Source organism: Mycoavidus sp. HKI, assembly GCF_020023735.2.
GTDB lineage: Bacteria > Pseudomonadota > Gammaproteobacteria > Burkholderiales > Burkholderiaceae > Mycoavidus.
Window position 1 is genome coordinate 1081288 of record NZ_CP076444.2, and the last position, 12309, is coordinate 1093596.

A 12309-nucleotide genomic window follows, 5' to 3' on the forward strand; every position below is an offset into this window, starting at 1 on the left:
ACTCGGAGCGCTCCGTGAGCTCACTATGAAAGTGAACTGGCCGGGCAGCGCCCGAGTGACGTTGCACCCCATGCCAGTACTATTTAGAAGGCATAGCGATGCATCGGTTGTTAGCCAAAAATCTTCTTCTTCGCAAAGCCCTTTAAGAAAGTATTCTTACTTACAGGATGTTTCGTCGGAGCGGAATCTTCCTCGCAAGATACTATGCTATCTTCAGTTTTCTCAGGCGACGCCGCTCCTCGCTGCTCTAAGAGCCGTTTATCCAAGCCACTTAAACCCTGCACGCCATCGATAAAGGAGACTACCGTGCTATCTTCAGTTTTCTTCAGCAATCCCGCTTCGCGCTGCTCTAAGAGCCTTTGGTTCATCCGGCTTAAGCCTTGCACATCCTGGATAGAGGCATCCGTCACAGCAAGCATAGTATGTGTTGAACTCCAGCACAGACGCACCTGAACTTGACCATTCTCTTCTATCATATACCACTGGCGTACTGACTTGTCGTAACTGCCCGTTACCAGATAGTTGCCATTGGGCGTGACTTTCCAGGCAAGACTATGGATCCGTTCACTAAAACCTTGAATCACCGCCCTACACTGCCCCGAGTGCGTGTCCCACAGACGCACCGTATTGTCATCACTGCCAGAGGCAATCTGATCTCCGCTCGGCGAATACGCCACGCTGCTAACCCAGTTGGTATGGCCGCTTAAGGTGTGGCGCAGTTGCCCCGAGTAAGCATCCCACAGACGTACCGTATGGTCCCAACTGCCAGAGGCGACCTGCTCTCCACTCGGCGAATACGCTACTCTCCAAATATGGCTGGTATGGCCGATTAAGGTGTGGTGCAGTTGCCCCGAGTAAGCATCCCACAGAAGCACCATATTTTCCCCACTACTAGAGGCGATCTGCTCTCCGTTCGGCGAATACGTCACGCTAGTAATCTCACCAGTATGGCCGCTTAAGGTGTGGCGCAGTTGTCCCGAGTAAGCATCCCACAGCCGCACCGTATTGTCACGACTGCCGGAGACGATCTGTTGGCCATTGGGCGAATACACCACGCTATAAACCTCGCGGGTATGCCCGTCTAAGGTGTGGCGATGCTCACCCGTTTTCGTGTCCCACAGACGCACTGTCCGGTCAGTACTGGCGGAGGCGATTTGCTCGCCGCTCGGCGAATACGCGACGCTTAAAACATGGCCGGTATGGCCGCTTAAGGTGCGGCGCAACTGCCCCGAGCGCGTATCCCACAGTCGCACCGTACAGTCCCTACTGCCCGAGGCGATCTGCTCTCCGTTCGGCGAATACATCGCATGATTAACATAGTCGTTATGGCCGCTTAAGGTATGGAGCACCTGACCTGAGTGCGCGTCCCGTAGCTGCACCACATAGCGCACAACGGAGGCAATCTGCTGACCGCTGAACGAATACGCCACGCTATCAACGGCCTCGTGGCCACTTAAATTGGGGCGCAGCTGCCTCGATTGCGCGTCCCACAGTCGTACTGTCTTGTCCCAACCGCCCGAGGCGATCTGCTCGCCGCTCGGCGAATATGTCACGCTAGCAATACGGTCGGTATGGCCGATTAAGGTGTCGCGCAGCTGACCAGATTTCGTGTCCCACAGCCGCACCGTCTTGTCATCACTGCCCGAGGCGACCTGCTCGCCGCTCGGCGAATATGTCACGCTAGTAACAGGGTCGGTATGGCCGCTTAAAGTGTAGCGGGCAGCACCCGTTTCCACGTCCCATAGCCGCACAGTATAGTCCCCACTGCCAGAGGCAATCTGCTCTCCGCTCGGCGCATACGTCACGCTCCAAACAGTGGAGGTATGTCCTTCTAAGGTGTGGCGCAACTGCCCCGAGTGCGCGTCCCACAGTCGCACAGTATTGTCCCAACTGCCAGAGGCGATCTGCTCTCCACTCGGCGAATATGCCACGCTAGTAACCCGGTGCGTATGGCCGCTTAAGGTGTGGCGCAACTGTCCCGAGTAAGCATCCCACAGTCGCACCGTACAGTCCCCACTGCCAGAGGCGATCTGATCGCCCGTCGGCGAATACACGACGCTTAAAACATCGTCGGTATGGCCGCTTAAGGTGTGGCGACAAGCACCGGTTTCCACGTCCCACAGCCGCACAGTATAGTCCCCATCGCCAGAGGCGATCTGCTCTCCGTTCGGCGAATACGTCACGCTATAAAAACTGCAAGGACTGTAAAAACTGTAAGCACTGTAGGGACGTGTTAATAAGGTGTGAATTTTTTCCCAATTTGAAGTCGCATACACGTTGATGTTGCCACCCGTAAGACCTACGGCAAAGGTTTTCTCATCCGGTGAATACGCGCAGGAATACACATGGTTCTCCTCTTGGAGATACGGCCATTCGCCAAACTGTACCGCGGCCATTTGCGCACCGCTTAAATTGGCGTTGCGCAGCCATATAGCGCGAAGATTGGTTTTTCTCAAATCTGCTCTTTGCAACTGAGCAGAATCGAATACGCCCTCACTCAGATCCGCTCCTGGAATCTGGATTCCTTTTAAATTCGCACCATTAAACTGCACGCCCGCTTTGACCAAGATCGTGATCGCATTCGCTGCTACTTGGCGTACCCTAGCATCGGTTTTGGAGCGCTCGATGATCGCTAACAGCTGTTTCTTAAATGGAGTCTCTTGCTCAACACGCTCAGCCAACAAGCGCACAACACCCAGATCGTTTACCCAATGCTTTGGGGCTAACGATAATTCTCGCAGCGTTCGGCCGGGCAAAACAGCTTGGTTTTCAAAACTATAGACTGAGGCGTTGCTACCACGGCGGCGGGTGCCCAGCGCCATGCACTCATCGAACGAATCGAAGAGCGCCTGCGCCACAAAATATTCCAGCAGTGATTTATGGATAAACCGGTACTGATTGCCGCTTCGGCTCAGCGGCCAGGCTTCTTGCAGCGGTTGCTTTTCTTCTTCCCGACCGAAAAAAGCGTCCTTCCAATTCCCCTTGTCTTTGTATAAAGAATACTCGACAACCGGGTTACCCGCATTCTCTGTATAGAAATGCACCGCTAAGTCTTTCACAAATCCGATACCGTGCTGGACAAAGTCATCATCGCACAACGCTCTGAAGATTTCCCTTTGGGTCCCGGTTAAATTTTGTGTGCTTAAGCGCTGCTGGTTGCGTTCGAACCATTGTCTAACGAACTGGTTGTACAGGTCCAGGCGTAACTGGATGGCAGTTGGCGCTTTCCTCTTTTTCCCCACGTACGGCAAGGCTTCTAGCACCACGCGCAACAAAAATGGGTTGCTGGCTAAGGCTTTTAAATGAGGTTCTTCGAGGGCTTTTTGATATTGTTGCGCCGCCCACTCCGTTGGGTTGTGTTTAACATATTCTTCTAAATACTGATTGCGCTCTTCTTTTGAAAACGGCTCGACCACGATTTCTTGAAACAACGTGTCCTGGTCCTGCAAATTCGGATTCGGTTGAAAACGGCTGCGATAGTCCTGGCTCAGATATTCGCTGCGACAACTGATCACCATTTGACCCTGCCAGCCGTCGGGCTGGTTGATGGCATTGCTTAGATACAGATTCTGCGTCTGCCGAATCTCATCATAGCCGTCCAAAATAAAGACGAACCTTTGTTTTTCTTTTTTTAATTTCTGAATCTGAAAGTCTGACAGGCCACTTTTCTTTAACGCTTTGGCAATCAGATCGTCCTCAGGCTTGTCAATACTCGCCAGAGAAATAAACAGCGGAATTGCATCGTCGTCTGCTTTTTTATTGTCCCATAAATGCTTTTCTAGACGGCGGTTGAAGGTGGTTTTGCCCGCCCCGGAGTCCCCCGTCAACAAGATCACTTGTTTATCGTTTAGCAACGCTTGCACTTGGGGTAACAGGTTAAAAATCTCGATTTCCCCATCCAGGCTCGCTTTGCCGCGCGGCTCAACATACAGCTGTAGAGTTTGCCCAAATGCCTTATCTTGCTTGAGAGCCGCGAAATAATGTTCCTTCAGCGCGCTCCTGGGGTCTGTATTGAGCACCCGCAGTTGTTGATGTTGTTGCTGCACGGTGGACGCAAGCTGGCTCTGCAGCGCGGTCCGTATACCATCGAAAATGCCGTCTAATAGCTTGGCGAATTCCAGCTTGCCAAACTTTGACTCACTCTTTAAACGGAAAATAAAATCGCTGTGTCCATACCAAAATTTGCTTAGAAACGTTTTCGCCTCATCGCTGTCCACTAACAGCCGTTCGATCACCTTAAACAGCACCCCGTGCCGACTTTGATTCGCATACACTTCTCGTCCCGCTTGGGCTTGCTCCTCAAATCTCGGAATATCCTCCATCCGAACCGTGGTCGCTGGAATAAAATATGCCAAACATTGGTCATAGCTATTTGAAGTTAACGAAACCGGGATAATGCCGTGCTGATCGTTCAGATGCTCTGCCCGGATTTCCAAAAAAGCCATTTCCGTCAACACATGATGGAACCCGGCCTTATATTTTTCCTCTTGTGAAAATTTCCTGACTACCTCACGGATTGCCGCAGGACCTTTCTGTCCACCGTCTTTAAGATAGGCCTCTCGATCTTCGCCGTAGGCCTCTCGCAGTTCCTCATAAAACTTTTTATAATCCGACCAGTCTTTCAGGTAATTTCCTAATACCTGAGAACAACACACCACAACCTTATCGACCGGTTCCACCTCTTTAATTAACCGAGCCGGCAACAAACAGAGCTGATTGGTTAAGATATCCTCTAGCTTGCCTTCCCCTTTCAGATTTTCCGCGGAGCTTGAATACGCTTGTCCCATCGGCGTTTGATCCGAATACAAGTTGACGCCTCGGAGGTTAGATAACTTATCGATTAAATATTTAGACGTAGAGGCCTCGGCCTTGCCGTGAGCGGGATTGTCGTGGGCATAGACCAGAAAAAGGGTGGGCTTATTGGGCACCTCTAAGGAGCTCAGCGTCAACAGCGCCTTTTCAAACAGATAATCCACCAGATCGCTTTTTTCCTCGACAGACATTGAGGTAGGTGCGGCAGTCCGAACCGAAGCCGATTTATTTGATGATGGAGGGGGCTGCGAAGCTTCCACGTGATGTTGCTTGGCTTCATCGTGCCCCCATATTTCAGCCTTAAGATAACTGGACCGTGCCTTGGCAAATAAATTTAAGCCTTTTAACACTTCCCCACGTTCGAAATAAGCATCGGCCATCATGGCCCGTAAGGTCTCATCTGCTAATGTGTGGGGATCTTGCGCTTTCCTCAAGGCCTCTTTTACGCTCCCAAGCGACTTCAGTGTTTCTTTCAACTGATCGTATAGGGTCAGCGCTGCATCCAAGTGCCCTTTTCCCCTCTCAGTGCGAGCTTGGCTTAAATAATATTCAGCGACGTTCCGCGTGAGGATTTCTGGTAACGCCGAGTGAGATATTTTCCCTAACATATTTATTCTCCATTTTCTTTAATGCTGATTCATTAGATCAAATCGACGTTACTTGAGTGCACATCGCTCGCGCGATTTTGCCGTCGCTCATGGTCGATACCGGCTGTGCAAAAAATAAATTGAAGCTGATCCCAGCCGAGCATATCGACTGAATATAAAAAAAACTGGAGGGATACTAATCGCACTGCTCTTGAAAAACAAGGAGAATGTTTTTCATTTTATGGTTCTTGACCCTTGGTATACCTCCACGACCGCTCCGCTTGCTACTGGCTGGAGCGAGAATCGCCGGGCAGAATTCGCACCCGCTGAGAAACCGTGCCTTTGCACGGCGCACAAAAAAATCGTACGATAAGACTTTCCAAGGATGCGTAACGACCGGCGCATTGGGCGAAGTAATGCCCGAGGAAATTGATATGCTGCCAGTTAATGCATGACTACCTTACTATGTACCAATAAATTTTAAGCCGCTGTATACAAAAAAGACCGGATAAATAAGGTCACAGTTCTCAACAGAACCACAAACCCATAAGCCACATACATCAGTTTGTCTTGCAAAAACGGAGGGGACCATAGATTTCAATTGTCGGTCGATACAACTATCAGTTTGGTAAGTTCCCCTGCCCGGCCTTCATATAGATATAAAAAGTTCGCTACACGCCTCACATCGGATATGAAGATTGGGCTTTCCCCACACGTTGACATCACAAATTGGGCAGGAATATTTTGTCTTTGATTTGGCCTTTTGCTGTTCGGCATGGTGTTCAAAATGGGGAATCAATGTCGCCATAGGTATGCTAAGGAGGCTTTCTGGGGAAGGTATCAAAGGCTGCAAGAGCATAGACCCATCTTGATCTGGAGAGAGTGGAATAACTGAGTGTTGTGATAGGTTCAAAATATCAGACCTTGGGATTCTGCGATCTGCCCATCTAAATTGGTGGCCTGATTCGATCAACTCAATACACGCTTGCTTAAACTGGCCGGTCTTGATCAAATAATCAGACATTCTTTGTCCAGTTTTATCTCCACCTGGACGACCAGTTGAGCTTGGCATTAAGCCTATAGATTCCATTTTGTCGGCCCATTCACGATTATGATAACCAGAGCGACTTGGCCTACCAAATTCATGCTGCCATAAATGGCATTGTTCATGCACTAAAGTTTGAAAGACTTCAACGATTTTGCTGTTAGCAAAATAAGCAGGATTTAGAGCTATTTCATGAACGTTTTTTTCACCCTCATTGCTCCATCGAAGAGGGGAAAAGAAACCTAGCGTATTTTTCTCGCGCTGCACCGTAATAAGGCAAGATGGCAGTGCATTCTCAAAGAGCGTCTTATTAAACCAGTCATAAGCCTGTTGTAGCTGGCTATAAAATTCATACGTTGGTTTGATCATTCGAGTTTTCATCCTTGAATTGTATCGTACGATACAATTCAAGCCCCAAAAAATTTAATAAAAACAGTTTCCCTCTCGATTCTGAGCCACCACCTTATGCTAAGCGATTTATATCGCTGATCTGAGGTATGTGTGATAACTAAACTTGGATGTATTATGATGAGCATGCGCGAGCTTGACCGAGTTAAGGTCAGAGGCAGTTATCGAACGTCATTTGAAGCATTACCAGGCAGCAGAACGCCTAGGATTGAGCATTTGATTGGTTCTAATGCATTATTTTAATACTGTAGTTAAATATTGATGAGTACAGCTGAAATACGCAGCTGAAATTTCAAATAACATTAACTTTTGTGAAAGTGAAAGCTGAAAAATAGACAGGACATATGGATTTGATTCTGGAATTTTTCTTATCTAAACTCCATTCGGATTAGGAAACAAAAATGCTTTTATCGAAACTCTCCCCAGTCGCTTTTGCGCTCAGTACACTCCCTTTATCTCTAACCAATGCACGCACAAGCGAGAGGCGTGATGACCTGAATAGTCACGTTCATTTTTCAAATGATTCGCAATACAAAGTCTCTGCGCAGCCAGTACAAATAGTACAGAAAGCGGCAGACAACAAAGTTGCAGATCATTTAAGAAATGCGCTGACTTTCCCTCTTTCCACTATAGCTACCTTGCCTCCCGAGACAAACAAAGTACCTTGCACTGTAGCTGCTTCTTCTCTTCATGGGATTGTTTACGGCATGCCAGATACGAGCGTGCCAGCGGGAGCTGGTGTACCCATTACCATGATGGGGCAGCTGAGAGCACTTTTTGATCTCATTAGGGCAGCACCAGATTTCACGCAAGTAGAGATAGACCTTGGCGACGGTAACCCGATACGTGTGTTGGATACGAAGACGGGAGATAAATTCTTGCCTGGTAAGCTGGCACTTGGCCTGTCGAATATATTGATTGATATGAAAGCGAAAGGTGATCCGAATTATGCAGATTACCTTGCAGCATATCAAAAAATAACTACCGCGATGATGGCGCAGATAAGTAACGTTGATTACCTCTATACAAATAACTCTTGGGGCGAGCTATATTACCTTATTGCACTCAATAATTTTAAAGAACAGCATATGCTCAATGAAGTTTTCAATGACGCAATGCTGGCTATACTGGAAAATCGTCTGACCTTCTACGATATGTTTGGCGCACCTCAAAATGACAAGTTGGAGACCTACCCTGAAGTAAGCAGGCCGATTGATATCGCATCGCTTAATTCTGCTAAAAATTATTACGGAGTCGCTTACGGAATTGCCGGGTTGAGACAAAAGCTAGGGTGGAGCAATCCAACTTTCTTCTCTTCTACCAACCCCACCGTGGCATGGATGAGTGCGCGTGATGCACTTTTGTATGCAATTATTAATCATATTAGGAATGATTCTTCTGGTGGATTCTCCGACGAAGCCTCGAATGTTAATAAGACCTACTATGACCAGGCGCGCTTTGATCGATACAGCACTCTGCTCATTGCTGAAGTCGTCGAACGCACTCTTGAAATGGGAAATGAGGCTAATTTAACGCAGGAATTGAAAGGCTATCTGCGAAAATCAGTTGATCTGATTTTTCCTCAGCTCAATACTGATGGTCAAGGTTTCAACTATGGCCGATCTATTGGTCCATATGGGGATTCTGGTTTTGCAGAAATCCTAACGGCAGCAGCAAATGCAGGTGTGTTGTCGGCACAAGAAATGCAGATAGCTTATTCATTTATTTGTAAATCAGCTTATCGCTTTAGCACTTTTTGGTACGACTCGACCTTGCCTACTCCGTCCGTGAATATGTGGGTTAAAGGTCGTGGAACGGATGCCTATCGCGGCAAGCAGCGTGCCCTGGGTGAAAATTTCAGCCTCTTATTTCAATATATGTATGTGAATGCTTGGTGGAACAAGCTGGGTTTTGAGGGTAAGGCACCTACGCCTGATGATGATTTCCAAGCCTGGCTAGATAAGGAGCCGCGTTATACCCTCACCTGGTACAACTTGCCTACCGATAAAGGTCACCCATATAGTGCAGCATTAATCACGGTGCGCGACGGCAAGCGTGTAATTAATTTGAATCTAAGCCAAGCACCGGACTTTAACGCGAATACTCCGTACTATCCAGAAATTTTTTCCAATAAGTTGATCTATGGAACAGCAGATCGGGGTTACGCATTGTTGATTCCTCAAGTTTCTTATCAGGAAAAAAATTACATTCCGATCACCTATTACAAAAATCTGCGTATGCAGGAACTCGATGCTCAGGTTATTGTATCCTTCGATACGACCAACTTTAGATTAGCTGGAAGAAACGTAGAATATGCAACAGATATTGACCTACAAGCCCATACAGTTATAACGTTTGAACGAGGTACTATAATGCGAACAGATACGCTAAGTTCTAAAATGCTAACTGGAAATATCACCGTTGAGACCGACTTCACCTCTTTTGCTGATTTTCAGAATACTGCAGTTAATGAAGATGGTTTTTCAGTACGCTATGTAAATAGTGATGTCACAAACTATAGCACCACAGGATTTGATAGCTGTACATTGTCTAATTTTGAAATGGTAGATGGGAAAACCAATCCATTTTCAACAACCCCGATCGGGCAGTTAAACTCGAATTTTGCATGTACGACGCGCCCCTTCGCACTGAAAGCAGGCAGTGATCGCGTTTTTACTTGGGTTTTGAAGTATGCTTGACCTGCACCTGTTTAAAAATCTGCCCACAAGACAGTTTCGATTAACCGATCTACCAGATCGTCGGTCAGACTGCGAGCACGTAGATAGACAAAGGCCGCCAACCAAGTGATGCGTGCCGCGTCGGGGGCTGATTACTACGCTCACGTTACAATCAGCTTAGGAGATAAAATGCATTTGTCGAAACTCACCCCAATTGCCTTTACGCTCGGTATGCTTCCCTTATCTCTAACCAATGCCCGCAAAAGTGAGATATCTGGCAGGCAGAATGGCCAAGTTGATTCGCAATGTAAAGTCTCTCTACAGTCAGGACAAATAGTACGGCAAGCGGAAGAAGGCAAGGTTGCCGATTATTGGAAAAACGCGCTAGCTTATCCCACTATAACTACTTCGCCACCCAAAGCGAACAAGATGCTTCGCAATGTGGCGGCTTCTTCTCTTCATGGGATTGTTTACGGCATGCCTGATACGAACGTGCCAGCGGGAGCAGGTGTGCCTATTACCATGATGGGGCAGTTGAGAGCACTTTTTGATCTCATTAGGGCAGCACCAGATTTCACGCAAGTAGAGATGGATCTTGGCGACGGCAACCCGATACGTGTATTGGATACGAAAACGGGGGATAAATTTTTGCCTGGTAAGCTGGCACTCGGCCTATCGTATATATTGATTGATATGAAAACGAAAGGTGATCCGAATTATGCAAATTACCTTACGGCTTATCAAAAAATAACTACTGCGATGATGGCGCAAACTAGCAATAAAGATTACCTCTATGCAAATAACTCTTGGGGCGAATTATATTACCTTGTTGCACTCAATAATTTTAAAGAACACGGTATGCTCAATGAGGTTTTCAATGACGCAATGCTGGCTATACTGGAAAGTCGTTTGACTTTCTGTGATATGTTTGGGGTACATAAAAGCGGCGACTGCCCAGCAATAAGCCGCTCCATTGATATTGAGTCGCTTAATACGGCTAAAAATTATTATGCAGTCGCATATGGAATTGCTGGCTTGAGACAAAAGCTAGAATGGAGCAATCCGACATTCTTCTCATCCACCGACCCCGATGTGGCATCGATGAGTGCACGTGATGCACTTTTGCATAAAATTATTGGCCATATTAGAAATGACTCTTCTGGTGGATTCTCCGACGAAGCTTCGAATGTTAATAAGACCTATTATGACCAGGCACGCTTTGATCGATATAGCGCTGTGCTTATCCCTGAAGTTCTAGAACGCGCTCTTGAGATGGGAGATGAGACTAATTTAACGCAGGAATTAAAAGGCTATCTGCGAAAATCGGTTGATTTAATTCTTCCCCAACTCAATATGGATGGTCAGGGTTTCAACTATGGCCGGTCTATCGGCCCATATGGAGATACAGGTTTTACGGAAATCCTAACTGCAGCAGCAAATGCAGGCGTGTTATCCGCACAGGAAATGCAGATAGTTTATGCATTCACCTGTAAATCGGCTTATCGCTATAGCACTTTCTGGTACGACGCTACCTTGCCTACTCCATCCGTAAATATGTGGGTTAAAGGTCGCGGGACAGACGCTTACCGCGGCACGAATCGTGCCATGGGTGAAAATTTTAGCCTCTTATACCATTATATGTATGTGAATGCTTGGTGGAATAAGCTAGGTTTTGGCGGTAAGGCACCTATGCCTGATGCTGATTTTCAAGCCCGGCTAAATATGATGCCGAATTATACCCTTACTTGGTACAACTTGCCTACTGATAAGGACCACCCATATAGTGCAGCACTGGTCACGGTACGCGATGGAAAGCGCGTAATTAATCTGAACCTAAACCAAGCCCCCGACCTTAACTCGCATACTCCATACTATCCAATACCTTTTTCCGACAAGTTAATTTATGGAACAACAGATGTGGGTTACGCATTATTGATTCCTCAGGTTTCTTATAATGAGAAAAATTACATTCCAGTCACCTATTATAAAAATCTAAATGTGCAGGAACGCAATAGCCAGGTTATTGTATCCTTCGATACGACAAACTTTAGGTTAGCTAGAAAAAACGCAGAATATACAACGGATATTGACCTACAAGCCCATACAGTTATAACGTTTGAGCAAGGTACTATAATGCGAACAGATACGCTAAGTTCTAAAATGCTAACTGGAAATATCACCGTTGAGACCGACTTCACCTCTTTTGCTGATTTTCAGAATACTGCAGTTAATAAAGATGGTTTTTCAGTACGCTATGTAAATAGTGATGTCACAAACTATAGCACCACAGGATTTGATAGCTGTACATTGTCTAATTTTGAAATGGTAGATGGGAAAACCAATCCATTTTCAACAACCCCGATCGGGCAGTTGCATTCGAATTTTTCATGTACAACGCACCCCTTCACACTGAAAGCAGACAGTGATCGCGTTTTTACTTGGGTTTTAAAGTACGCTTGACCGTACTTCTCAATAACCTGGGGCGAGCGGCGGCAAACTGCTCAAGCATGCGTATTTCAGCGATGGTGACCGGCGATTTCAGAATTATCGAGACCGGTTATTCTACAACCCATTTGATATCCGGTATCACCCGGTATGCAGAACTGGGCAAGATTCGACTTGCATAATCTGCCAGCGGAAAATCAAATGTCTACATGGACGCTCCCGGTTTGCCAAGCTTTCAATTTATGGGGTTTGAGGCGTAGTGGAACGGAAAACCGGGTTAAGCACCAGCTATAATATTTTACTGCTGTCCTCACTCTGCGTTCGCTGGGTCATG

General features: G+C 46.9%; 4 protein-coding genes. 2 read left to right on the forward strand and 2 right to left on the reverse strand.

Going from position 1 to position 12309, the window contains the following annotated elements:
- Positions 1 to 110: 110 nt before the first annotated feature.
- On the reverse strand, positions 111 to 5420 hold the full coding sequence (locus tag KMZ15_RS04430; RefSeq protein ID WP_223694578.1) for an NACHT domain-containing protein: 5310 nt from the start codon (positions 5418 to 5420) through the stop codon (positions 111 to 113).
- A gap of 628 nt (positions 5421 to 6048) precedes the next feature.
- Positions 6049 to 6813, reverse strand: coding sequence for a SprT-like domain-containing protein (locus KMZ15_RS04435; RefSeq protein WP_223694580.1), 765 nt, complete (start codon positions 6811 to 6813; stop codon positions 6049 to 6051).
- 440 nt (positions 6814 to 7253) lie between these two features.
- Between KMZ15_RS04435 and KMZ15_RS04440 the strand changes: the two genes are divergently transcribed.
- Positions 7254 to 9551, forward strand: a complete 2298-nt coding sequence (locus KMZ15_RS04440) for a hypothetical protein (protein WP_223694582.1) — start codon at positions 7254 to 7256, stop codon at positions 9549 to 9551.
- A 168-nt stretch (positions 9552 to 9719) separates the two neighbouring features.
- Positions 9720 to 11990: a hypothetical protein gene (locus KMZ15_RS04445; RefSeq protein ID WP_223694584.1), complete on the forward strand. Its 2271-nt coding sequence runs from the start codon at positions 9720 to 9722 to the stop codon at positions 11988 to 11990.
- The last annotated feature ends 319 nt before the right edge of the window (positions 11991 to 12309 follow it).

What these genes read in the sequence shown, in the direction of transcription:
- KMZ15_RS04445 (WP_223694584.1), top strand. Translation starts at nt 9,720, where the DNA reads ATGCATTTGTCGAAACTCACCCCAATTGCCTTTACGCTCGGTATGCTT.
- KMZ15_RS04440 (WP_223694582.1), top strand. Translation starts at nt 7,254, where the DNA reads ATGCTTTTATCGAAACTCTCCCCAGTCGCTTTTGCGCTCAGTACACTC.
- KMZ15_RS04435 (WP_223694580.1), bottom strand. Translation starts at nt 6,813, where the DNA reads ATGATCAAACCAACGTATGAATTTTATAGCCAGCTACAACAGGCTTAT.
- KMZ15_RS04430 (WP_223694578.1), bottom strand. Translation starts at nt 5,420, where the DNA reads ATGTTAGGGAAAATATCTCACTCGGCGTTACCAGAAATCCTCACGCGG.